Genomic DNA, 20,557 nt, shown 5'->3' with positions numbered 1-20,557 from the left:
GCTTACTTTGCGGCGTCTGCGGGAGAATTTTCAGAAACTTCAGCGACTTCCGGGCGTTCGACGAATTCGACGAAGGCCATGGGGGCGTTGTCGCCCACGCGGTAACCCATCTTCAGGATGCGGGTATAGCCACCGGGACGGGCCTTGAACAGGGGGCCGAGCACGTTGAAGAGCTTGGTCACGCTGTCGCGGTCGCGCAGGCGGTCGAAGGCCAGGCGGCGGTTCGCCACCGTGTCTTCCTTGGCCAGGGTGATCATGGGCTCGATCACGCGGCGCAGTTCCTTGGCCTTGGGGACCGTGGTCTTGATGGCCTCGTGCTCGATGAGCGAGTTCATCATGTTCTGCAGCATCGCGAGGCGGTGCGAGCTGGTGCGGTTCAGTTTACGGAGTCCGTGTCCGTGGCGCATGGTGCTTTTCCTTATCAGTCAATTAAAACGGGCAGCCGTATCAGGTACTGCCCGCAGCACTGGTTCCCCGACAGGGGAAACCGGAGATTATAGAACGCCGGATCAGCGCTTGTCGAGGCCGGCCGGCGGCCAGTTCTCGAGCTTCATGCCCAGCGTGAGGCCGCGCGAAGCCAGCACTTCTTTGATCTCGTTGAGCGACTTGCGACCCAGGTTCGGGGTCTTGAGCAGCTCGTTCTCGGTACGCTGGATCAGATCGCCGATGTAGTAGATGTTCTCGGCCTTCAGGCAATTGGCCGAGCGCACGGTGAGTTCCAGCTCGTCCACGGGGCGCAGCAGGATCGGATCGAACGTGGCGCTGCCACGCGGGCCGGCCGGCGTGTCGAACGCGGCCAGTTCACCGCCCTCGAGCTGTGCGAAGACAGCGAGCTGCTCGACCAGGATCTTGGCGGAGGCGCGCACGGCATCTTCCGCGGTGATCGCACCATTGGTCTCGATCTCGACGACCAGCTTGTCCAGGTCGGTGCGCTGCTCGACGCGGGCGCTCTCGACCGTGTAGCTCACACGCTTGACCGGCGAGAAGGAGGCGTCCAGCACGATGCGGCCGATCGACTTGGTCGATTCGTCGGCATAGCGGCGCAGGTTGCCCGGCACGTAGCCGCGGCCCTTCTCCACCTTGATCTGCATGTCCAGCTTGCCGCCTTGCGACAGGTGGGCGATCACGTGGTCGGGATTGACGATTTCCACGTCGTGCGGCGTCTGGATGTCGCGCGCGGTGACCACGCCCTCGCCATCCTTGCGCAGGCTCAGCGTGACCTCGTCGCGGTTGTGGAGCTTGAACACGACGCCCTTCAGGTTCAGCAGGATGTTCACGACATCTTCCTGAACGCCGTCGATGGACGAGTACTCGTGGAGCACGCCGGCGATCGTCACTTCCGTTGCTGCGTAACCCACCATGGACGACAGCAGCACGCGCCGGATGGCGTTGCCGAGCGTGTGCCCGTATCCGCGCTCGAAGGGCTCCAGCGCGACCTTGGCGCGGTTGTGTCCGAGCTGCTCGACGTTGATCGTCTTGGGTTTCAGCAAATTGGTTTGCATGCAGACTTCCTCTCAATACCCCCAGCTCGTTACACCGGTAAGGCTGGCGAAGCACCCGTACCGCGATGCCTCGCGGTACGGGAAACAATTGCGATCGATGAACGCTGTGGATTAGCGCGAGTACAACTCAACGATCAGGGATTCGTTGATGTCTGCACCGAACTCGTCGCGGTCGGGAGCCTTCTTGAAGGTACCTTCGACCTTGTCGGCATTCACTTCCACCCAGGCGGGGATGCCCACCTGCTGGGCCAGCTGCAGCGCTTCCACGATGCGGGCCTGCTTCTTGGACTTCTCGCGCACGGCCACCACGTCGCCGGGCTTCACGAGGTAGGAAGCGATGTTCACGGACTGGCCGTTCACCGTGATGGCCTTGTGGGACACCAGCTGGCGCGCCTCGGCGCGGGTGGAGCCGAAGCCCATGCGGTACACCACGTTGTCCAGGCGGGACTCGAGCAGCGACAGCAGGTTGGCACCGGTGTTGCCCTTGCGGCGATCTGCAGCCTCGAAGTAGCGGCGGAACTGCTTTTCCAGCACGCCGTACATGCGCTTGACCTTCTGCTTTTCGCGCAGCTGCAGACCGAAGTCGGAGGTGCGGGCGCCGGAGGTGCGGCCGTGCTGGCCGGGCTTGGAGTCGAACTTGGCCTTGTCCGCGATGGAGCGGCGTGCGCTCTTCAGGAACAGGTCGGTGCCTTCACGGCGGGAGAGTTTGGCCTTGGGGCCGAGGTAACGTGCCACTTGAGCTTCCTTGAAATGTCATCTGCCGCGTCGAAAAACGCGGGAGCCACCCGCACCATGCCTTGTGGCATGCGCCCGGGTGGCGGTGGGCTTACGCAAAAAAATCAGATACGACGGCGCTTTTGCGGACGGCAGCCGTTGTGCGGAACCGGCGTCACGTCGGAGATGGACGTGATGCGGATGCCCAGGGCACCCAGTGCGCGCACCGACGATTCGCGACCCGGGCCGGGGCCCTTGATCTCGACGTCGAGGTTCTTGATGCCTTGCTCGATCGCGGCGCGACCGGCCACTTCGGAAGCCACCTGGGCTGCGAAGGGCGTGGACTTGCGCGAACCCTTGAAGCCCTGGCCACCGGAAGAGGCCCAGGACAGGGCATTGCCCTGGCGGTCCGTGATCGTGATGATCGTGTTGTTGAACGAAGCGTGCACGTGCGCGATGCCGTCGGAAACGTTCTTGCGAACCTTCTTGCGCACACGCTGCGCTGCGTTATTGGCGGGAGACTTTGCCATGTGGATCTTTCAATCTGCTTATTTCTTGAGCGCTGCGGCACCCTTGCGCGGACCCTTGCGGGTACGGGCGTTCGTGCGGGTGCGCTGACCACGCATCGGCAGACCACGGCGATGGCGGAAACCGCGGTAGCAGCCGATGTCCATCAGGCGCTTGATGTTCATCGTGGTTTCGCGGCGCAGATCACCTTCGATGGTGAACTGGGCGATCTGGTCGCGGATTTTTTCGAGATCGCCGTCCGTCAGATCCTTGATCTTCTTGGAGTAGGCGATGCCGCAGGCTTCGCAGATCTTGCGAGCGCGCGTGCGTCCGATGCCGAAGATAGCCGTCAGGCCGATTTCAGCATGCTGATGCGGCGGAATGTTGATGCCAGCGATACGTGCCATTTGCGTCCTCTAAACTTTCAATCAACCTTGGCGCTGCTTGTGGCGCATGTCGGTGCAGATGACCCGCACGACACCCTTGCGGCGGATGATCTTGCAGTTGCGGCAGATTTTCTTGACCGAAGCCGAAACTCTCATTTCACTCTCCTAAAACTAGTCCATTCGTTCCGGCCAGGCGCGGAACACACTTGCGTGCCCGCGATGGATCGATGGGCATCATTAACCGTCACTTAGCTGGAGGCGAACCCGCGATTGTAGCGGATCCGCTTCCGACTCGCCAGACCTCAGGTGCCTGGTGTTGCTTTGAAGTTCGCCTTCTTGAGCAGCGACTCGTACTGCTGGGACATCATGTAGTTCTGCACCTGGGCCATGAAGTCCATGGTGACGACCACGATGATCAGCAGGGACGTGCCGCCGAAATAGAACGGCACGTTGTACTTCAAGATCAGGAACTCCGGCAGCAGGCAGACGAAGGTGATGTACACCGCGCCGGCCAGCGTCAGCCGCACCAGGATCTTGTCGATGTAGCGTGCCGTCTGCTCGCCGGGACGGATCCCGGGAATGAAGGCGCCGCTCTTCTTCAGGTTGTCCGCTGTCTCACGGCTGTTGAACACCAGCGCCGTGTAGAAGAAGCAGAAGAACACGATGGCGGCGGCATAGAACATCACGTAGACGGGCTGGCCAGGGGTCAGCGCACCGGAGATGTCGCGCAGCCAGCGCATCGACTCACCCGCGCTGAACCAGTTCACGATCGTGGCGGGCAGCAGGATGATCGACGACGCGAAGATCGGCGGGATCACGCCGGCCATGTTCAGCTTGAGCGGCAGGTGCGACGACTGGCCTCCATAGACCTTGTTGCCCACCTGGCGACGCGCATAGTTCACGAGGATCTTGCGCTGGCCCCGCTCCACGAACACCACGAAGTAGGTCACTGCCGCCACCAGCAGCACGATGAAGATCGCCGCCAGGATGCTCATCGCACCCGTGCGCACCAGCTCCAGCAGGCCGCCGATGGAGCTCGGCAGGCCGGCCGCGATGCCGGAGAAGATCAGGATCGAGATACCGTTGCCCAGGCCACGCTCGGTGATCTGCTCGCCCAGCCACATCAGGAACATGGTGCCTGCCGTCAGGCTGACCACCGCGGTGAGGCGGAAGCCGAAGCCCGGGCTCAGCACGAGGCCGGCGGAGCTCTCCAGCGCCACGGCGATGCCGAGCGACTGGAAAATGGCCAGGCCGAGTGTTCCGTAGCGCGTGTACTGGGTGATCTTGCGGCGTCCGGCCTCGCCTTCCTTCTTCAATTGCTCGAAGGTGGGAACGACGTAGGTCATCAGCTGCATGATGATCGATGCCGAGATGTACGGCATGATCCCCAGTGCGAACACCGTGAAGCGGGACAGGGCCCCGCCCGAGAACATGTTGAACAGGTTCAGGATACCGCCATGCTGGCCACTGAACAGCTGCTGCAGCTGGGCCGGATCGATGCCCGGCACCGGGATGTGCGCCCCGATGCGATAGACGATCAGGGCCAGCAGCAGGAAAACCAGCCGGCGACGCAGGTCGCCGAATTTACCGGTCTTTGCAATCGACGCTGCGCTGGTAGCCACGAATGCGTTCCTTCTTCAGGGTGCCGTTCAGGCCAGGCTGCCGCCGGCCGCCTCGATGGCCGCCTTGGCACCCGCCGTGGCACCGATGCCGTTCAGCTTCACGGCCTTGGTGAGCTCACCGCTCTTGATGACCTTGACCACCTTGGCGAGCTGGCCCACCACGCCGGCGCTCTTGAGCGCTGCGAGGTCCACTTCGGCCAGGCCGAGCTGCTCGAGCGTGCTCAGGGTCACTTCGGCGTTGAACTTCAGCAGGTGCGACTTGAAGCCGCGCTTGGGCAGACGGCGCTGCAGGGGCATCTGGCCGCCTTCGAAGCCCACCTTGTGGTAGCCACCCGAACGCGACTTCTGGCCCTTGTGACCGCGGCCTGCGGTCTTGCCCAGGCCGGAGCCGATGCCACGGCCCACACGGCGCTTGGCATGCTTCGCGCCTTCTGCGGGCTTGATGCTATTGAGTTCCATCATCAACCTCTCAGAGGACCTTGACCAGATAGCTGATCTTGTTGATCATGCCGCGCACTTCGGGGCTGTCCTTGAGCTCGCTGACGCTGTTCAGCTTGCGCAGGCCCAGGCCGCGAACGGTGGCGCGGTGCGATTCCTTGGTGCCGATGGGGCTGCGCACCAGTTGAATCTTGACGGTTTGTTGCGTAGTCATTTGCAGAGCTCCGTTCAGGCGAAGATGTCTTCGACCGACTTGCCGCGCTTGGCAGCCACTTCCGCGGGGGTCGTGGAGTTCACCAGCGCGTCGAACGTGGCGCGGACCATGTTGTAGGGGTTCGAGGAACCATGGCTCTTGGCCACGATGTCGGTGATGCCCACCACTTCGAACACAGCACGCATGGGGCCGCCGGCGATGATGCCGGTACCCTTGGGAGCCGGATGCAGTTCGACCGAAGCGGCGCCGTGATGGCCCTTCACCGAGTGGTGGATGGAGCCATTCTTGAGCGAAACCTTCACCAGGTTGCGGCGGCATTCTTCCATCGCCTTTTGCACGGCAGCAGGCACTTCCTTGGACTTGCCCTTGCCCATGCCCACGCGGCCGTCACCGTCGCCGACCACCGTCAGTGCAGCGAAGCCGAGGATACGGCCGCCCTTCACGACTTTGGTCACGCGGTTGACCGCGATCATCTTCTCGCGCATCCCGTCGTCTTGTCCTTCGGTCTGCACTTTGGGTTGAAACTTAGCCATTTTCTACTCGCTCCGCTTAGAACTGCAGGCCGGCTTCACGCGCGGCTTCTGCGAGGGCCTTCACGCGGCCGTGATATGCGAATCCAGCGCGGTCGAATGCGACTTTCTCGATGCCGGCGGCCTTCGCCTTTTCAGCGATGCGCTTGCCGATCATCTGGGCCGCGGCGGCATTGCCACCCTTGCCCGAGCCGCCCAGTTCCTTGCGCACTTCGGCTTCCGCCGTGGATGCGCTGGCAAGCACGCGGCTGCCGTCTTCGGAGATGACGCTGGCGTAAATGTGGAGGTTCGTGCGGTTCACCGTCAGACGGACCACGCCTTGCTGTGCAATGCGGATGCGGGTCTGGCGCGAACGACGAAGACGCTGCTCTTTCTTGGTCAACATGCTGCAGCTCCTTACTTCTTCTTGGTCTCTTTGATCGTGACCTTCTCATCCGAGTACCGGATGCCCTTGCCCTTGTAGGGCTCGGGAGGACGAACGGCACGGATTTCGGCGGCGAGCTGGCCCACGCGCTGGCGGTCCGCACCCTTGATCACGATTTCCGTCGGGGTCGGCGTGGCCACGGTGATGCCCGCGGGCATGTCGAAGTTCACGGGGTGCGAATAGCCGACGGCGAGGTTCAGCTTGGCACCCGAAGCCTGGGCCTTGTAGCCCACGCCGATCAGGTTCAGCTTCTTCTCGAAGCCCTTGCTGACGCCCACCACCATGTTGTTCACGAGCTGGCGGATGGTGCCGCTCATGGCATTGGCTTCGCGGGATTCATCGGCAGGCTCGAAGCTGAGCTTGCCGTCCTTGTTGACGGTCTTGACCAGGCGGTTCTGCGCCACGGACAGCGTACCGCCCGAGCCCTTCACGCTGATCTGTTCTTCCGTGATGGTCACATCCACACCATTGGGGATGGCCACCGGCATTTTTCCTACGCGGGACATTTCAGTTTCTCCTCAATGCCACGTTAAGCGACGTAGCAAAGCACTTCGCCGCCGACGCCGGTGGCACGTGCCTTGCGATCCGTCATCACGCCCTTGGGCGTGGTGACGATGGCAACGCCCAGGCCGTTCATGACCTGGGGGATGGAGTCGCGGCCCTTGTACACGCGCAGGCCGGGACGGCTCACGCGCTCGATGCGCTCGATCACCGGACGGCCGGCGTAGTACTTCAGGGAAATTTCGAGTTCGGACTTGTTGCCTTCGGACTTCACTTCGAAGCCGTCGATGTAACCCTCGTCCTTCAGCACCTGCGCGATGGCGATCTTCACTTTGGAAGAAGGCACGGAAACGGTGGCCTTGGACACCATTTGCGCATTGCGGATGCGGGTCAGCAAGTCGGCGATGGGATCACTCATGCTCATGTTGGTTCTCTCCTGCCTGCTTACCAGCTGGCCTTGGTGACACCCGGGATGTCACCGGCAAACGCCAGTTCACGGATCTTGGCGCGTGCCAGACCGAATTGACGGAACGTGCCACGGGGACGGCCCGTGATTTCGCAGCGGTTGCGCTGGCGCGTCGGGTTGGCGTTGCGGGGAAGCTTCTGCAGGCCGAGGCGGGCGGCTTCACGCTCCTCGTCGCTGCGCTTGGCGTCGCTGGCGATGGCCTTCAGTTCCGCATACTTCGCTGCGTACTTGGCTGCCAGTTTTTCGCGCTTCAGTTCGCGCTGGATCAAAGCTACTTTAGCCATACGCTGCCTTTAGTTCTTGAAGGGGAAACGGAAACCGGCGAGAAGGGCCTTGGCCTCTTCGTCCGACTTGGCCGTCGTGGTGATGCTGATGTTCAGGCCGCGCAGGGCATCCACCTTGTCGTACTCGATTTCGGGGAAGATGATCTGCTCTTTGACGCCGATGTTGTAGTTGCCGCGGCCGTCGAAGGCACGGCCGGAGATGCCGCGGAAGTCACGGACGCGGGGCAGTGCCACGGTCACGAAACGGTCCAGGAATTCGTACATCTGGACGCCGCGCAGCGTGACCATGCAGCCGATGGCCTGGCCTTCGCGGATCTTGAAGCCGGCGATGGCCTTCTTGGCCTTCGTCACGACGGGCTTCTGGCCGGCGATCTTCGTCAGATCGGCCACGGCGTTGTCCATGACCTTCTTGTCGGACACCGCTTCGCTCACACCCATGTTCAGGGTGATCTTCGTGAGGCGGGGGACTTCCATCGGCGAGGTGTAGCCGAACTGCTTGGTGAGTTCGGGAACGATCTTTTCGCGGTAGTGTTGTTGCAGTCGTGCCATGTTGACTCCTTAGGCCGCCTTGATTTCAGCGCCGCTGGACTTGAACACGCGAACGCGCGAACCATCCGCCTGCACCTTGATGCCCACGCGATCGGCCTTGCCCGTGGCAGCGTTGAAAATGGCCACGTTGGACTGGTGGATGGGCATGGCCTTTTCCACGATGCCGCCGGTCGTACCCTTCATGGGGTTCGGCTTCACGTGCTTCTTGACCAGGTTGATGCCGTCGATGACCAGGTAGGAGTCATCCTTGCGCAGCGACACCGTGCCGCGCTTGCCCTTGTCGCGCCCGGTGAGCACGATCACTTCGTCGCCCTTGCGAATCTTGTTCATGGCGCGTCCTCAGAGAACTTCGGGAGCCAGGGACACGATCTTCATGAAGCGCTCGGTACGCAGTTCACGCGTCACGGGGCCGAAGATGCGGGTGCCGATGGGCTCCAGCTTTGCATTCAGCAACACTGCTGCGTTGCCGTCGAATTTGACGAGCGAACCGTCGCCGCGACGGATGCCCTTGGCGGTGCGGACCACCACTGCGCTGTAAACCTCGCCCTTCTTGACGCGGCCACGCGGAGCGGCTTCCTTGATGCTCACCTTGATGATGTCGCCCACGCTGGCATAGCGACGCTTGGAACCGCCCAGCACCTTGATGCACAGGACGGACTTCGCGCCGGTATTGTCGGCAACGTCTAACCGAGATTCTGTCTGGATCATGTGAATATTCCCAACTTGCACCAGAAGATCGACAGCCCTGGAAACCTCGCAGGGCTGCTTATCAGCCAGTCAGTCTTGGGCCCGTCGTCCGCGGTGCAAACCATTTGCACCGCTTCCCGCTGGGCAGAAATCCGCGTAGAGAAACGCGAAGCCCTCGATTCTTTCAAAAAAGAAAGGGCGTGTCAAGCCGTTACGCAGGAACCGTGTGGTACTGCGCGGCGAGCGCCTCGAACGCGGCCAGGCCCGGGTCGGTGCTCAGCTCTTCGGCGAGGATGGCGGCCACCTGCGGGGCCAGGCGCAGGGCCTGTGCGGCGTCGAGGAAGAGCATGCGGCTGCGGCGCGCGAGCATGTCCTCGACGGTGCGCGCGTACTCGTGGCGCGCGGCGAAGCGGACCATGGCCTCGGAGAGGCCCGGCGCCAGCCAGTGTTGCGCGCCGGGTACATTGTCCAGGAAGACCGCCTCCGAGCCGTAGGAATGCGGGCCCTGGGCCTCGTCCATGCCGTGCTGCACCGGGCCGTCCGGCGCGCCCACCACCGGCAGGCGCTGGGTCGCCCCGCCGGCACGGGCCGGCAGCAGGCCGGCATCGAAGCATTTCTGCAACACGTCCTCCGCCATGGCGCGGTAGGTGGTCCATTTGCCGCCGGTCACCGTGACCAGGCCGCTCGGGCTCGCCAGCACGGTGTGCTCGCGGCTGATGCTCTTGGTGTTGCCCCCCTCGTCGTCGGGCGGGCGCACCAGCGGGCGCAGGCCCACCCAGATGCTGCGCACGTCCGCGGCCGACGGCGCGCGGGTGAGGTAGCGCGCCGATTCGCTCAGGATGAAGGCGGCCTCTTCCTTGAAGGGGCGCGGCTCGCGCTCCAGATCCTGGCGGGGGCTGTCGGTGGTGCCGAGGATGACCTTGCCGAGCCAGGGCACGGCGAAGAGGACGCGGCCGTCTGCCGTCTTCGGCACCATCATCGCGTGGTCGGAGGGAAGGAACTCCCGGTCCACCACGATGTGCACGCCCTGGCTGGGCGCGACGATGGGCCGCGCGGGCCGGCCGAGGGCTTCGGCGTCCTGGCTGCGCAGGCCGTCCACCCAGACCCCCGTGGCGTTGACGACGCAGCGCGCCCGCAGGGTGTATGGGGTGCCGGTTTCGGCGTCCTCGCAGCGCAGGCCCGCGACCTTGCCGTTCTCGTGGATGAGCTCGCGCGCCGGGCAGTAGTTGACGAGCAGCGCGCCGCGCAGCGCCGCGGTGCGCGCGAGCGCCAGGGCGAGCCGTGCGTCGTCGAACTGGCCGTCCCAATACTTGACGCCGCCCTGCAGGCCATCGCGGCGCACGGTGGGCAGAAGGCGCAGCGTGCCCTCCCGGCCCAGGAATTCGGTGGTACCCAGGCCGGCGCGGCCCGCCAGCAGGTCGTAGGCCTTGAGGCCCATGCCGTAGAAGGGCGTCTCCCAGAAACGGTAGGACGGCATCACGAAGGGCAGCGGCTGCGCCAGGTGCGGCGCATTGCCGAGCAGCGTGGTGCGCTCGTGCAGTGCCTCGCGCACGAGCGAGATGTTGCCCTGCGCGAGGTAGCGGACACCGCCGTGCACGAGCTTGGTGGCGCGCGAGGACGTGCCCTTCGCGAAATCGTGGGACTCGACCAGGACGACGCTGAAGCCGCGCGCCGCGGCGTCGAGCGCCGCGCCCAGCCCCGTCGCCCCGCCCCCGATGACCGCCAGGTCGTACTGGCGGGGTTCGGCAAGCTGCGCCAGCAGTCGGGCGCGGTCGGTGGGCAGGGGCGTGTTCGGGAGAGTCATGGCGATGAATTGTCCATTCAACCGGGCCAATACACAGGGTAAACCCTGATATGCCCCTTCAAAAGCGGATCTCCCGCGCAGCCTCGCGAGCGGGCCGGGCGGGAGAGTGCCGAAAAACGGAAGCGGCCCCGGCGGGCCGCCGCCGGTCAGCGGGTCTTGCCGTCCTTCCAGGCCTGCAGCAGCTTGTCGTAGGCGATGGTTTCACCCTTGGGCTTCTCGTTGGCCAGCTTCTTCCAGGGGGCGTGCTGGTCGCTCAGCCACTTGGCGGGATCGCCCTTGGGGTTGAGCTTGGGCGCGCAGTGGGCCATGCCGGCGCGCTGCAGGCGGGCCATCACCTGGTCCATTTCCTCGGCGAGGTTGTCCATGGCGCCCTGCGGCGTCTTCTCGCCCGTGACGGCCTGTGCCACGTTCTTCCACCAGAGCTGTGCCAGCTTGGGGTAGTCGGGCACGTTGGTGCCGGTGGGCGACCAGGCCACGCGCGCCGGGCTGCGGTAGAACTCGACCAGGCCACCCAGCTTGGGCGCCGCATCGGTCATGGCCTTGGACTGAATGTCGCTTTCGCGGATCGGCGTCAGGCCCACCAGCGTCTTCTTCAGCGACGTGGTCTTGGCGGTCACGAACTGGGCATAGAGCCAGGCCGCTGCCGTCCTGTTGGCGTCGTGGCCCTTGAAGAACGACCACGAACCCACGTCCTGGTAGCCGTTCTGCATGCCCTGCTTCCAGTAGGGGCCGTTGGGGCCGGGGGCCATGCGCCACTTGGGCGTGCCGTCGGCGTTCACGACGGGCAGGCCGGGCTTGACCATGTCGGCGGTGAACGCGGTGTACCAGAAGATCTGCTGGGCGATCTGGCCCTGGGCCGGCACGGGGCCGGCTTCGGTGAAGGTCATGCCCAGGGCTTCCTTGGGCGCGTACTTCTTCATCCAGTCCACGTACTTGGTGAGCGCATAGACCGCTGCCGGCGAGTTGGTGGCGCCGCCGCGCGACACCGATGCGCCCACGGGGGTGCACTTGTCGTCCGCCACCCGGATGCCCCATTCGTCGATCGGCAGGCCGTTGGGCGTGCCGACGTCGGCCGCACCGGCCATGGAGAGCCAGGCATCGGTGAAGCGCCAGCCCAGCGACGGGTCCTTCTTGCCGTAGTCCATGTGGCCGTAGATGGGCTTGCCGTCGATCTGCTTGACGTCGTTGCTGAAGAACTCGGCGATGTCCTCGTAGGCGCTCCAGTTCTGCGGCACGCCCAGCTCGTAGCCGTACTTGGCCTTGAACTTGTCCTTCAGGTCCTGGCGGGCGAAGAGGTCGGCGCGGAACCAGTAGAGGTTGGCGAACTGCTGGTCCGGCAGCTGGTAGAGCTTGCCGTCGGGCGCGGTGGTGAACTTGATGCCGATGAAGTCCTTCAGGTCCAGCCCGGGGTTGGTCCATTCCTTGCCGTCGCCCGCCATGTAGTCGGTCAGGCTCATCATCTTGCCGTAGCGGTAGTGCGTGCCGATCAGGTCGGAATCCGAGATCCAGCCGTCGTAGATGGACTTGCCCGACTGCATCGAGGTCTGCAGCTTCTCGACCACGTCGCCTTCCTGGATGAGGTCGTGCTTGACGGTGATGCCGGTGATTTCCGAGAACGCCTTGGCGAGGGTCTTGGATTCGTATTCGTGCGTGGTGATGGTTTCGGAGACGACCGAGATTTCCTTCACGCCCTTGGCCTGCAGCTTCTTGGCGGCTTCGATGAACCACTTCATCTCGGCCATCTGCTGGTCCTTGCTGAGCGTGGACGGCTGGAATTCGCTGTCCACCCACTTCTTGGCCTCCGCCTCGCCCGCCCATGCGGCCTGCCCGATCACCAGGGCCGTGGCGGCGAACGCCAGGGCGGTCAAACGCATCTTCATGACTGTCTCCTTGTTAGGTGTGTCCCCTGCTGCCATTGCGATCGGCCGCCGGCCCCGGGGAACGGGGAGCCGCACGGCCGTGAAAAATCAGCCCTTGCGCAGGATGAGTGCGAGCAAGAGCATGGATGCCACGAAGCTGATCCACACCGAAGGTTCCTGCTCCAGCTTCATCCATTCCGCGATGCGGCCCGACAGGCCGACGTAGGCGAGGTTGACGTAGGCCGCGGAGAGCAGGCCGATGAAGAGCCGGTCGCCGCGCGTGGTGGCGATGGGCAGGAAGCCCTTGCGCAGCGTCGTGGGCGATTTGATTTCCCACACGGTCATGCCCGCGAGCATGAGGACGATGCAGACGAAGAACACGGCCACGGGCGTGGTCCAGGCCATCCAGTCAAACATGTTTGGAGCCTTTCAGCAGAATTCGAAATGACACGGGTACGCAGCTAGGTATCCCTGACAACCGGCGCGGCCTCACCCGTCCGATGGCCGCGGAGCAGGCCACACCAGCAGACGCCGTGGAACCGGCTTCGCCGGGCCACCAGCGTCGTCCCCCTGCCCGCTGCGCGCAGCGCGGCGAGAGCGGGGGCTGAGTGCCGCGGCTCCGAGCCTGCCTGCGCAGGCTTGGACGTGCACGAAGGGCAGCCGCCTCTGGCGGAAGCACGGAGCGGCGAAGCCGCGCAGGGGGGTGTCTCATACTCTCCCCATGGCGAAGCCTTTGGCGATGTAGTGCCGCACGAACCAGATCACGATGGCGCCGGGCACGATGGTGAGCACGCCGGCGGCGGCGAGCGTGGCCCAGTCCATGCCCGAGGCGCTGACGGTGCGCGTCATGGTGGCGACGATGGGCTTGGCGTTCACGCTGGTGAGCGTGCGGGCCAGCAGCAGCTCCACCCAGCTGAACATGAAGCAGAAGAACGCGGCCACGCCCACGCCGGCCTTGATGAGCGGCAGGAAGATGGTGAGGAAGAAGCGCGGGAAGCTGTAGCCGTCGATGTAGGCGGTCTCGTCGATCTCGCGCGGGATGCCGCTCATGAAGCCTTCCAGGATCCAGACCGCGAGCGGCACGTTGAACAGCAGGTGGGCGAGCGCGACGGCGAGGTGCGTGTCCATCAGCCCCACGGTGGTGTAGAGCTGGAAGAACGGCAGCAGGAACACGGCCGGCGGGGTCATGCGGTTGGTGAGCAGCCAGAAGAAGACGTGCTTGTCGCCCAGGAACTGGTAGCGCGAGAACGCGTAGGCCGCCGGCAGCGCCACGGTGAGCGAGATCACCATGTTGATGGCGACGTAGATCAGGCTGTTGATGTAGCCCGAATACCAGGACTCGTCGGTGAAGATGGTCCGGTAGTTGTCCCAGGTGAAATGCTCGGGCCAGAAGGAGAAGGTCGAGAGGATCTCGGAGTTCGTCTTGAAGCTCATGTTCACCATCCAGTAGATGGGCAGGAGCGCGAAGACGAGGTAGGCGATCAGGAACAGGGTGCGCTTGCGGAAGCGGTTCTCATGCATGGCCGTCCTCCGTGGCGGTGTCGGTGCCCACGCGCTGCATCCAGTTGTAGAGGATGAAGCACAGCAGCAGGATGATGAGGAAGTAGATCAGCGAGAAGGCGGCGGCCGGGCCGAGGTCGAACTGGCCGACGGCCTTCTGCGTGAGGTACTGGCTGAGGAAGGTGGTGGCGTTGCCGGGGCCGCCGCCGGTGAGCACGAAGGGCTCGGTGTAGATCATGAAGCTGTCCATGAAGCGAAGCAGCACGGCGATCATGAGCACGCCGCGCATCTTGGGCAGCTGGATGTAGCGGAACACGGCCCACTTGCTAGCGCCGTCGATGCGCGCTGCCTGGTAGTACGCGTCGGGAATGGAGCGCAGGCCGGCGAAGCACAGCAGCGCGACCAGCGGCGTCCAGTGCCAGACGTCCATGGCGAGCACGGTGAGCCAGGCGTGCGTGGCATTGCCGGTGTAGTTGTAGTCGATGCCCACGTACTGCAGCGCGGCGCCGAGCAGGCCGATGTCGGCGCGTCCGTAGATCTGCCAGATGGTGCCGACCACGTTCCACGGGATGAGCAGCGACAGGGCGACGGTGACCAGCACGGCGGAGGACTTCCAGCCCTGCGCGGGCATGGAGAGCGCCAGGCAGATGCCGAGCGGGATCTCCACCGCCAGCACCGCCAGCGAGAAGCCGAGCTGGCGCAGCAGCGCGCCGTGCAGTTCCTCGTCGCGCATGACCTGCGCGAACCATTCGGTGCCGACGAACACGCGGCGCTCGGGCGAGATGATGTCCTGCACCGAGTAATTCACCACGGTCATCAGCGGCAGGATGGCCGAGAAGGCCACACAGAGGATGACGGGCAGGATGAGGAACCAGGCCTTCTGGTTCACGGGCTTGGTGGTCTGGCTCATGCCAACAGCTCCTCGTTGCGGTAGAAGCAGGTGTGGGCGCCCAGCACCTGCAGCCAGACGGTGCCGCCGGGCGCGGGCAGCAGCTCGGCGGGCGCGACGCGGGCCTTGAGCGGCTGGCCGTCCAGGCGCGCGGTGAGCAGCTGGTAGGTGCCGATGTCCTGCACCTTGTCCACCGTGCAGGGCAGCGCGCCGGGCGTGCCCTCGGGCACCACGGCGAGGTATTCGGGGCGCACGCCGAGCTGCAGCGGGCCGTCGGGCAGTTCGCGCGCGGGGCGCGGCAGGGCCTGGTTGCCGATGCGCAGGCCGCCGCCCTCCAGTTGCGCCGGCAGGAAGTTCATGCCGGGCGAGCCGATGAAGTGGCCGACGAAGACGTGCTGGGGACGCTCGAAGAGCGCGTCGGCCGAGCCCACCTGCACGGCGCGGCCGCGCGTCATCACCACCACCTCTTCGGCGAAGGTGAGCGCCTCGACCTGGTCGTGGGTGACGTAGATGAGGGTGAGCTTGAGTTCGTGGTGGATCTGCTTGAGCTTGCGCCGCAGCTGCCACTTGAGGTGGGGGTCGATCACCGTGAGCGGCTCGTCGAACAGCACGGCCGAGACGTCCGGGCGCACGAGTCCGCGGCCCAGGGAGATCTTCTGCTTCTGGTCGGCGGAGAGGCCGGCGGCGCGCATGTCGAGCTGGTGGCTCATCTCCAGCATTTCGGCGATCTGGCCCACGCGCTGGCGGATCTGCGCCTCTGGCACCTTGCGGTTCTTGAGCGGGAAGGCGAGGTTCTCGGCCACCGTCATGGTGTCGTAGATGACCGGGAACTGGAACACCTGGGCGATGTTGCGCTCCTGCGGGCTCGCGCGGGTGACGTCGCGGCCGTCGAACAGCACGCGGCCCTGCGAGGGCACGAGCAGGCCCGACATGATGTTGAGCATGGTGGTCTTGCCGCAGCCCGAGGGGCCGAGCAGCGCATAGGCGCCGCCGTCGCGGAATTCCATGGACAGCGGCAGCAGCGCGTAATCGCTGTCCTGCTGCGGGTCCGGCTTGTACGAGTGCGCGAGTTCGAGCTGGATGCGGGCCATGTCAGCGCCCTCCCCGGCGCGCCGGGGCGCGCAGCAAGGCGCCGTCGGCGCCGAAGACGTAGGCATCGCCGGGCTGCAGGTGCAGCGTGAGGGCGGAGCCGAGGGCGAAATCGTGCACGCCGGTGAACTGGGCGACCAGTTCGCCCCAGGGCGTGTGGGCATGCACGAAGGTGTCGGAGCCGGCGATTTCCGCCAATTCCACGGTGCCGGGCACGGACACGTCGCCCGGCCGCGCGGTGAGCCGCAGGGCGCTCGCGCGCACGCCGACGGTGAGTCCGGAGGCCGCGCCGGCCGGCAGCGGCTCGGGCAGGGCGAACACGTCGCGGCCGGCCACGCGCACGCCGCCCGCCACGGTTTCGGCCGGCAGCAGGTTCATGGGCGGATCGCTGAAGGCGCGCGCCACGCGCAGCGACGCGGGAGCATGGAACACATCGGCGGTCGGGCCGTACTGCAGCAGTTCGCCCTCGTGCAGCACCGCGGTGTAGCCACCGAGCAGCAGCGCCTCGCCGGGCTCGGTGGTGGCGTAGACGACGGTGGAGTCGCCCGCGGCGAAGAGCTGGGTGAGTTCGTCGCGCAGCTCTTCGCGCAGCTTGTAGTCGAGGTTGACCAGGGGCTCGTCGAGCAGCATGAGCGGCGCGCCCTTGGCCAGCGCGCGCGCCAGGGCGACGCGCTGCTGCTGCCCGCCGGAGAGTTCCGACGGATGGCGGTTCAGGAACATGTCGATATGCAGCCGCTCGGCCAGGGCGCGCACGCGCTCCTGCACGTTGTTGTCGCCCCGCAGTTTGAGCGGCGAGGCGATGTTGTCGGCCACGGTCATCGAGGGGTAGTTGATGAACTGCTGGTAGACCATGGCGACATTGCGCTCGCGCACGGGCACGCCCGTGACGTCCTTGCCGTCCACCCGCACCCGCCCTTCGGTGGGCGCATCCAGCCCGGCCATGATGCGCATGAGGCTGGTCTTGCCCGCCTGGGTGGCGCCCAGCAGCACCGTGACGGCGCCCGGCTGCAGGGCCATGTCCATGCCGTGGAGCCAGGTTTGTGCACCCACCTGTTTGCCGATGCGCTCGAGTACCAGCTGCATCCCGCACCTTTCCTGTCGTTTTGAACCGCAGGGTGTACCTGCGCGTTTTGCCGGAACGCGCATCTCCAGTGACGCATACGTTTCGATTGCGTTCATTTTTGTTCTTTTGGATTCGCTTTGCCTCCAGGTTTACCCTTGGTTTTTTCTTTTTCGTTCGTTTTAAAGTCGGGTCTCTGCCGTTCCGAACCTTTTCCACGGACGGCCACCCTACCCTCGCGTGAACACCAATCCCCGACAGCTCCTGCTTCTCGAAGAAGTCCGCGCCCGCCAGACGGCCACGGTCGAACAGCTTGCGGATACGCTGGGCGTGACCCTGCAGACCGTGCGCCGCGACATCCAGAAGCTCGCCGACAGCGGTTTGCTGCTGCGCTTCCACGGCGGCGTGCGGGTGCCCAGCTCCACCACGGAGAACCTGGGCCACACCCAGCGTGAAACCCTGCATGCCGAAGGCAAGGCGCGCATCGCCCGGGCCGTGGCCCAGGCAGTGCCGCACAACTGCTCGCTGATCCTGAACATCGGCACCACCACCGAGGCGATCGCGCGGGCGCTGCTGCACCACCGGGGGCTGCGCGTGATCACGAACAACCTGAACGTGGCGGCGATCCTGGCGGGCAATCCGGACTGCGAAGTGATCGTGGCGGGCGGCGTGGTGCGTGCGCGGGACCGCGGCATCGTGGGCGAGGCGGCGGTGGACTTCATCCGCCAGTTCAAGGTGGACATCGCGCTCATCGGCATCTCGGGCATCGAGCCGGACGGCTCGCTGCGCGACTTCGACCTGCGGGAAGTGAAAGTGGCGCAGACCATCATCGCCCAGGCCCGCGAGGTGTGGCTGGCCACGGACCACAGCAAGTTCGACCGGCCCGCCATGGTGCAGGTGGCGACCCTGGCGCAGATCGACCGGCTCTTCACGGACGCGCGCCCCCCCGATCCCTTTCCTGCCCTGCTGCGCGACGCCGGGGTGGAACTCGACGTGGCGGAGTGAGCCCGCCATCTCCCCCTCCCATTTCAACATCGCATACCCCCGGACGCCATGACCTATCTGCTCGCCCTCGACCAAGGCACCTCCAGCTCGCGCAGCATCGTGTTCGACGAGCGCGGGCACATCGTCGCGCAGGCGCAGCAGGAGCTGCCGCAGATCTACCCGCAGCCCGGCTGGGTGGAGCACGACCCGGTGGACATCTGGCGCACGCAGCTCGCCACGGCACGGCAGGCGCTCGCGCAGGCGAACATAGGCCCCGGCGACGTGCGGGCGCTGGGCATCACCAACCAGCGCGAGACGACGGTGCTGTGGAACCGCCGCACCGGGCAGCCCGTGCACCACGCCATCGTCTGGCAGGACCGGCGGGCCGAGCCGCTGTGCGCCGAGCTGCGAGAACAGGGCCACGAGCCGATGATCCAGGAGCGCACCGGGCTGCGCATCGACGCGTATTTCTCGGCGACCAAGCTGCGCTGGCTGCTGGACCAGGTGCCTGGTGCGCGCGCCGCCGCCGAGGCCGGCGAGCTGGCTTTCGGCACGGTGGACAGCTGGCTGATCTGGCAGCTGACGGGCGGCAAGGTGCACGTGACCGACGTGAGCAATGCCTCGCGCACCATGCTGTTCAATGTCCATTCCAACGACTGGGATGACGATCTCCTGGCGCTGCTGCGCATCCCCCGGAAGCTGCTGCCGCGCGTGCAGCCTTCGGCGAGCGACTTCGGCGCCACGGACGCAGCGCTGCTGGGCGGCGCCATCCCGATCGGCGGGGTGGCGGGCGACCAGCAGAGCGCGCTGTTCGGCCAGGCGTGTTTCACCGCCGGCATGGCCAAGAACACCTACGGCACGGGCTGCTTCATGCTGATGCACACCGGCAGCAGTTTCCAGACCTCGCGCAACGGCCTGCTGACGACCAGCGCGGCGCAGATCGCTCCCCGGCCCGGCGCGGGCCACGGGGCGCCGGAGCCGGCCTTCGCCATGGAAGGCAGCGTGTTCGTGGGTGGCGCGGTGGTGCAATGGCTGCGCGACGGGCTGCGCGCCATATCGAGCAGCAGCGAGGTGCAGTCGCTGGCCGAGAGCGTGCCGGACTCCGGCGGCGTGATGATGGTGCCGGCCTTCACCGGGCTGGGCGCGCCGTATTGGAAGCCTGACGCCCGGGGCACCATCACCGGCCTTACCCGCGGCACGACCATCGCCCATATCGCGCGCGCGGCGCTGGAGAGCATCGCCTACCAGAGCGCGGCGCTGCTGCAGGCGATGAGCCGCGACGCGGTGGCGGCCGGCGGCGCGCCCGTGAGCGAGCTGCGGGTGGACGGCGGCGCCTGCGTGAACGACCTGCTGATGCAGTTCCAGGCCGACCTGCTGGGCATTCCCGTGGTGCGGCCGGCGGTGATCGAGACCACGGCGCTGGGAGCCGCCTACCTGGCGGGTCTCTCCAGCGGGGTCTATGCGGGCACGGAAGCCCTGTCCGCGCTGTGGCGCGCAGAGCGTCGATTCCTGCCCACGCTGAGCGCCGCGCGCGCGCAGGAATGCATGGCGCGCTGGGAGCATGCGGTGCGCCAGGCCGCGCTGGACTGACCGGGAGGAAGCGCTACCATCCGGTGCCGCGGCCCGCGGCGGCGCGTCCGTCGCGGGCCTTCCCTTCTTCCACGGCCGCCCGCCGGCCCCGCCCTTTCGCACGCATGACGCCCGACACCCCCTCCCCCGCATCCGAGCAACCCGCGATCGCCTTCATCGGCGGCGGCAACATGGCCAGCGCCATCATCGGAGGGCTGATCCGGCAGGGCATGCCGGCCTCCGGCATCGAGGTGGTCGAGCCCTGGGAGGAAGCGCGGGCCGCCCTGCGCGCGCACCACGGAATCGAGGCCCTGCCGGAGGCCGGGACGGCACTGGAGCGCGCCGGCGTGGTGGTGTGGGCGGTCAAGCCCCAGACGTTCAAGGAGGCGGCGCAGCAGGCACGCGCCCATACGGCGAATGCGGTGCACCTCAGCGTGGCCGCCGGCATCCGGTCGGACAGCATCGCCGCCTGGCTGGGCTCGGATTGCGTGGTGCGCGCCATGCCGAACACGCCCGCGCTGATCGGGCGCGGCATGACGGCGCTCTATGCCCGCCCGCAGGTCAGCCCCGCGCAGCGCGCGGCCGTGCAGCAGGTGCTGTCGTCCACGGGCGAACTGCTCTGGGTGGACGAGGAGCCACAGCTCGACGCCGTGACCGCGCTGTCGGGATCCGGCCCGGCCTATGTCTTCCTGTTCCTGGAGGCGATGGCGCGCGCGGGGGTGGAAATGGGCCTGGCGCCGGAGCAGGCGCACCAGCTGGCGGTGGGTACGTTCACGGGGGCGTCGGAACTGGCGCGCCGCTCGGACGAGTCGCCCGCGGTGCTGCGCCAGCGTGTGACCTCCAAGGGCGGCACGACCTTCGCGGCGGTGCAGGCGATGGAACAGGCGGGCGTGCCGGAGCATTTCATCCGGGCGATGAAGGCCGCGCAGGCGCGGGCCCGGGAACTGGGGGACGAGTTCGGAAGGTGATACCGGCAGGG

Annotated in this window: 27 protein-coding genes; 3 read left to right on the top strand and 24 right to left on the bottom strand. The window is 66.0% G+C overall.

Features of this window, described 5'->3' with window-relative positions; translation table 11 throughout:
• Positions 1 to 2: 2 nt before the first annotated feature.
• From rplQ to BLR99_RS11310, 24 genes are all read right to left on the bottom strand, one after another.
• On the bottom strand, positions 3 to 407 hold the full coding sequence (gene rplQ, locus BLR99_RS11425; RefSeq protein ID WP_017438158.1) for a 50S ribosomal protein L17: 405 nt from the start codon (positions 405 to 407) through the stop codon (positions 3 to 5).
• Positions 408 to 509: 102 nt separating this feature from the next.
• Positions 510 to 1,502, bottom strand: coding sequence for a DNA-directed RNA polymerase subunit alpha (locus BLR99_RS11420; protein WP_011793801.1), 993 nt, complete (start codon positions 1,500 to 1,502; stop codon positions 510 to 512).
• Between the two features lie 111 nt (positions 1,503 to 1,613).
• Entirely contained in the window at positions 1,614 to 2,237 is a 624-nt protein-coding gene (gene rpsD, locus BLR99_RS11415; RefSeq protein ID WP_011793800.1) for a 30S ribosomal protein S4, read from the bottom strand.
• A 104-nt stretch (positions 2,238 to 2,341) separates the two neighbouring features.
• A complete protein-coding gene (gene rpsK, locus BLR99_RS11410; RefSeq protein WP_011793799.1) occupies positions 2,342 to 2,746 on the bottom strand; it encodes a 30S ribosomal protein S11 in 405 nt (134 codons plus the stop codon).
• A gap of 18 nt (positions 2,747 to 2,764) precedes the next feature.
• Positions 2,765 to 3,130 (bottom strand): 30S ribosomal protein S13, encoded by a 366-nt coding sequence (gene rpsM / locus BLR99_RS11405; protein WP_011793798.1) that lies wholly within the window; start codon positions 3,128 to 3,130, stop codon positions 2,765 to 2,767.
• A 21-nt stretch (positions 3,131 to 3,151) separates the two neighbouring features.
• Positions 3,152 to 3,265, bottom strand: coding sequence for a 50S ribosomal protein L36 (gene rpmJ, locus BLR99_RS11400; RefSeq protein WP_011793797.1), 114 nt, complete (start codon positions 3,263 to 3,265; stop codon positions 3,152 to 3,154).
• 146 nt (positions 3,266 to 3,411) lie between these two features.
• The gene (gene secY / locus BLR99_RS11395) at positions 3,412 to 4,731 is read right to left on the bottom strand and encodes a preprotein translocase subunit SecY (protein ID WP_011793796.1); all 1,320 of its coding nucleotides are present in this window, start codon (positions 4,729 to 4,731) and stop codon (positions 3,412 to 3,414) included.
• 27 nt (positions 4,732 to 4,758) lie between these two features.
• Positions 4,759 to 5,190, bottom strand: a complete 432-nt coding sequence (gene rplO / locus BLR99_RS11390) for a 50S ribosomal protein L15 (protein ID WP_011793795.1) — start codon at positions 5,188 to 5,190, stop codon at positions 4,759 to 4,761.
• Positions 5,191 to 5,200: 10 nt separating this feature from the next.
• Entirely contained in the window at positions 5,201 to 5,383 is a 183-nt protein-coding gene (gene rpmD / locus BLR99_RS11385; RefSeq protein ID WP_011793794.1) for a 50S ribosomal protein L30, read from the bottom strand.
• 14 nt (positions 5,384 to 5,397) lie between these two features.
• Positions 5,398 to 5,916, bottom strand: a complete 519-nt coding sequence (rpsE, locus tag BLR99_RS11380) for a 30S ribosomal protein S5 (protein ID WP_011793793.1) — start codon at positions 5,914 to 5,916, stop codon at positions 5,398 to 5,400.
• A gap of 16 nt (positions 5,917 to 5,932) precedes the next feature.
• Positions 5,933 to 6,298 (bottom strand): 50S ribosomal protein L18, encoded by a 366-nt coding sequence (gene rplR / locus BLR99_RS11375; protein WP_011793792.1) that lies wholly within the window; start codon positions 6,296 to 6,298, stop codon positions 5,933 to 5,935.
• A gap of 11 nt (positions 6,299 to 6,309) precedes the next feature.
• Positions 6,310 to 6,843 (bottom strand): 50S ribosomal protein L6, encoded by a 534-nt coding sequence (rplF, locus tag BLR99_RS11370; protein WP_074687178.1) that lies wholly within the window; start codon positions 6,841 to 6,843, stop codon positions 6,310 to 6,312.
• A 23-nt stretch (positions 6,844 to 6,866) separates the two neighbouring features.
• Positions 6,867 to 7,262 (bottom strand): 30S ribosomal protein S8, encoded by a 396-nt coding sequence (gene rpsH / locus BLR99_RS11365; protein ID WP_011793790.1) that lies wholly within the window; start codon positions 7,260 to 7,262, stop codon positions 6,867 to 6,869.
• A 20-nt stretch (positions 7,263 to 7,282) separates the two neighbouring features.
• On the bottom strand, positions 7,283 to 7,588 hold the full coding sequence (gene rpsN / locus BLR99_RS11360) for a 30S ribosomal protein S14 (protein WP_011793789.1): 306 nt from the start codon (positions 7,586 to 7,588) through the stop codon (positions 7,283 to 7,285).
• A 9-nt stretch (positions 7,589 to 7,597) separates the two neighbouring features.
• Entirely contained in the window at positions 7,598 to 8,137 is a 540-nt protein-coding gene (gene rplE / locus BLR99_RS11355) for a 50S ribosomal protein L5 (RefSeq protein ID WP_011793788.1), read from the bottom strand.
• A gap of 9 nt (positions 8,138 to 8,146) precedes the next feature.
• Entirely contained in the window at positions 8,147 to 8,467 is a 321-nt protein-coding gene (gene rplX, locus BLR99_RS11350) for a 50S ribosomal protein L24 (RefSeq protein ID WP_011793787.1), read from the bottom strand.
• Positions 8,468 to 8,476: 9 nt separating this feature from the next.
• The gene (gene rplN / locus BLR99_RS11345) at positions 8,477 to 8,845 is read right to left on the bottom strand and encodes a 50S ribosomal protein L14 (protein ID WP_013593070.1); all 369 of its coding nucleotides are present in this window, start codon (positions 8,843 to 8,845) and stop codon (positions 8,477 to 8,479) included.
• 190 nt (positions 8,846 to 9,035) lie between these two features.
• Positions 9,036 to 10,628, bottom strand: a complete 1,593-nt coding sequence (locus tag BLR99_RS11340; RefSeq protein ID WP_074687176.1) for a glycerol-3-phosphate dehydrogenase/oxidase — start codon at positions 10,626 to 10,628, stop codon at positions 9,036 to 9,038.
• Between the two features lie 146 nt (positions 10,629 to 10,774).
• Positions 10,775 to 12,508 carry an ABC transporter substrate-binding protein gene (locus BLR99_RS11335; protein ID WP_011793784.1) on the bottom strand — a complete coding sequence of 578 codons (1,734 nt, stop codon included), beginning with the start codon at positions 12,506 to 12,508 and terminating at the stop codon, positions 10,775 to 10,777.
• Positions 12,509 to 12,595: 87 nt separating this feature from the next.
• A complete protein-coding gene (locus tag BLR99_RS11330; RefSeq protein ID WP_011793783.1) occupies positions 12,596 to 12,904 on the bottom strand; it encodes a DUF2160 domain-containing protein in 309 nt (102 codons plus the stop codon).
• A 291-nt stretch (positions 12,905 to 13,195) separates the two neighbouring features.
• Positions 13,196 to 14,008, bottom strand: a complete 813-nt coding sequence (locus tag BLR99_RS11325) for a carbohydrate ABC transporter permease (protein ID WP_011793782.1) — start codon at positions 14,006 to 14,008, stop codon at positions 13,196 to 13,198.
• Positions 14,001 to 14,897 carry a carbohydrate ABC transporter permease gene (locus BLR99_RS11320; protein WP_017439145.1) on the bottom strand — a complete coding sequence of 299 codons (897 nt, stop codon included), beginning with the start codon at positions 14,895 to 14,897 and terminating at the stop codon, positions 14,001 to 14,003. Before BLR99_RS11320 ends, BLR99_RS11325 begins: the two co-directional genes overlap by 8 nt.
• Positions 14,894 to 15,967, bottom strand: a complete 1,074-nt coding sequence (locus tag BLR99_RS11315) for an ABC transporter ATP-binding protein (protein ID WP_017439144.1) — start codon at positions 15,965 to 15,967, stop codon at positions 14,894 to 14,896. The genes BLR99_RS11320 and BLR99_RS11315 overlap by 4 nt, the downstream gene beginning before the upstream one ends.
• A gap of 1 nt (position 15,968) precedes the next feature.
• Complete coding sequence (locus BLR99_RS11310; protein ID WP_046060363.1) at positions 15,969 to 17,048, bottom strand: ABC transporter ATP-binding protein; 1,080 nt, start codon at positions 17,046 to 17,048, stop codon at positions 15,969 to 15,971.
• Between the two features lie 217 nt (positions 17,049 to 17,265).
• On the opposite strand from BLR99_RS11310, the gene BLR99_RS11305 reads away from it, so the two are divergent.
• The 3 genes from BLR99_RS11305 to proC all read left to right on the top strand — a co-directional run bounded on the left by BLR99_RS11305 (position 17,266) and on the right by proC (position 20,546).
• On the top strand, positions 17,266 to 18,030 hold the full coding sequence (locus tag BLR99_RS11305) for a DeoR/GlpR family DNA-binding transcription regulator (protein WP_011793778.1): 765 nt from the start codon (positions 17,266 to 17,268) through the stop codon (positions 18,028 to 18,030).
• A gap of 48 nt (positions 18,031 to 18,078) precedes the next feature.
• On the top strand, positions 18,079 to 19,599 hold the full coding sequence (gene glpK, locus BLR99_RS11300; RefSeq protein WP_046060362.1) for a glycerol kinase GlpK: 1,521 nt from the start codon (positions 18,079 to 18,081) through the stop codon (positions 19,597 to 19,599).
• Between the two features lie 104 nt (positions 19,600 to 19,703).
• A complete protein-coding gene (gene proC, locus BLR99_RS11295; protein ID WP_011793776.1) occupies positions 19,704 to 20,546 on the top strand; it encodes a pyrroline-5-carboxylate reductase in 843 nt (280 codons plus the stop codon).
• Positions 20,547 to 20,557: the final 11 nt, after the last annotated feature.

The sequence above is a fragment of the Paracidovorax citrulli genome (assembly GCF_900100305.1).
GTDB classification, from domain to species: domain Bacteria; phylum Pseudomonadota; class Gammaproteobacteria; order Burkholderiales; family Burkholderiaceae_C; genus Paracidovorax; species Paracidovorax citrulli.
Note: the sequence above shows the minus strand (reverse complement) of the source record. Positions and strands in the feature narration are given on the sequence as shown.

What these genes read in the sequence shown, in the direction of transcription:
- rplE (WP_011793788.1), bottom strand. Translation starts at nt 8,137, where the DNA reads ATGGCACGACTGCAACAACACTACCGCGAAAAGATCGTTCCCGAACTC.
- BLR99_RS11420 (WP_011793801.1), bottom strand. Translation starts at nt 1,502, where the DNA reads ATGCAAACCAATTTGCTGAAACCCAAGACGATCAACGTCGAGCAGCTC.
- rplO (WP_011793795.1), bottom strand. Translation starts at nt 5,190, where the DNA reads ATGGAACTCAATAGCATCAAGCCCGCAGAAGGCGCGAAGCATGCCAAG.
- BLR99_RS11315 (WP_017439144.1), bottom strand. Translation starts at nt 15,967, where the DNA reads ATGGCCCGCATCCAGCTCGAACTCGCGCACTCGTACAAGCCGGACCCG.
- rplQ (WP_017438158.1), bottom strand. Translation starts at nt 407, where the DNA reads ATGCGCCACGGACACGGACTCCGTAAACTGAACCGCACCAGCTCGCAC.
- rpmD (WP_011793794.1), bottom strand. Translation starts at nt 5,383, where the DNA reads ATGACTACGCAACAAACCGTCAAGATTCAACTGGTGCGCAGCCCCATC.
- BLR99_RS11330 (WP_011793783.1), bottom strand. Translation starts at nt 12,904, where the DNA reads ATGTTTGACTGGATGGCCTGGACCACGCCCGTGGCCGTGTTCTTCGTC.
- BLR99_RS11320 (WP_017439145.1), bottom strand. Translation starts at nt 14,897, where the DNA reads ATGAGCCAGACCACCAAGCCCGTGAACCAGAAGGCCTGGTTCCTCATC.
- rplX (WP_011793787.1), bottom strand. Translation starts at nt 8,467, where the DNA reads ATGAACAAGATTCGCAAGGGCGACGAAGTGATCGTGCTCACCGGGCGC.
- proC (WP_011793776.1), top strand. Translation starts at nt 19,704, where the DNA reads ATGACGCCCGACACCCCCTCCCCCGCATCCGAGCAACCCGCGATCGCC.
- rpmJ (WP_011793797.1), bottom strand. Translation starts at nt 3,265, where the DNA reads ATGAGAGTTTCGGCTTCGGTCAAGAAAATCTGCCGCAACTGCAAGATC.
- BLR99_RS11335 (WP_011793784.1), bottom strand. Translation starts at nt 12,508, where the DNA reads ATGAAGATGCGTTTGACCGCCCTGGCGTTCGCCGCCACGGCCCTGGTG.
- rplN (WP_013593070.1), bottom strand. Translation starts at nt 8,845, where the DNA reads ATGATCCAGACAGAATCTCGGTTAGACGTTGCCGACAATACCGGCGCG.
- rplR (WP_011793792.1), bottom strand. Translation starts at nt 6,298, where the DNA reads ATGTTGACCAAGAAAGAGCAGCGTCTTCGTCGTTCGCGCCAGACCCGC.
- glpK (WP_046060362.1), top strand. Translation starts at nt 18,079, where the DNA reads ATGACCTATCTGCTCGCCCTCGACCAAGGCACCTCCAGCTCGCGCAGC.
- rpsN (WP_011793789.1), bottom strand. Translation starts at nt 7,588, where the DNA reads ATGGCTAAAGTAGCTTTGATCCAGCGCGAACTGAAGCGCGAAAAACTG.
- rplF (WP_074687178.1), bottom strand. Translation starts at nt 6,843, where the DNA reads ATGTCCCGCGTAGGAAAAATGCCGGTGGCCATCCCCAATGGTGTGGAT.
- BLR99_RS11340 (WP_074687176.1), bottom strand. Translation starts at nt 10,628, where the DNA reads ATGACTCTCCCGAACACGCCCCTGCCCACCGACCGCGCCCGACTGCTG.
- BLR99_RS11325 (WP_011793782.1), bottom strand. Translation starts at nt 14,008, where the DNA reads ATGCATGAGAACCGCTTCCGCAAGCGCACCCTGTTCCTGATCGCCTAC.
- rpsH (WP_011793790.1), bottom strand. Translation starts at nt 7,262, where the DNA reads ATGAGCATGAGTGATCCCATCGCCGACTTGCTGACCCGCATCCGCAAT.
- BLR99_RS11310 (WP_046060363.1), bottom strand. Translation starts at nt 17,048, where the DNA reads ATGCAGCTGGTACTCGAGCGCATCGGCAAACAGGTGGGTGCACAAACC.
- rpsE (WP_011793793.1), bottom strand. Translation starts at nt 5,916, where the DNA reads ATGGCTAAGTTTCAACCCAAAGTGCAGACCGAAGGACAAGACGACGGG.
- rpsM (WP_011793798.1), bottom strand. Translation starts at nt 3,130, where the DNA reads ATGGCACGTATCGCTGGCATCAACATTCCGCCGCATCAGCATGCTGAA.
- rpsK (WP_011793799.1), bottom strand. Translation starts at nt 2,746, where the DNA reads ATGGCAAAGTCTCCCGCCAATAACGCAGCGCAGCGTGTGCGCAAGAAG.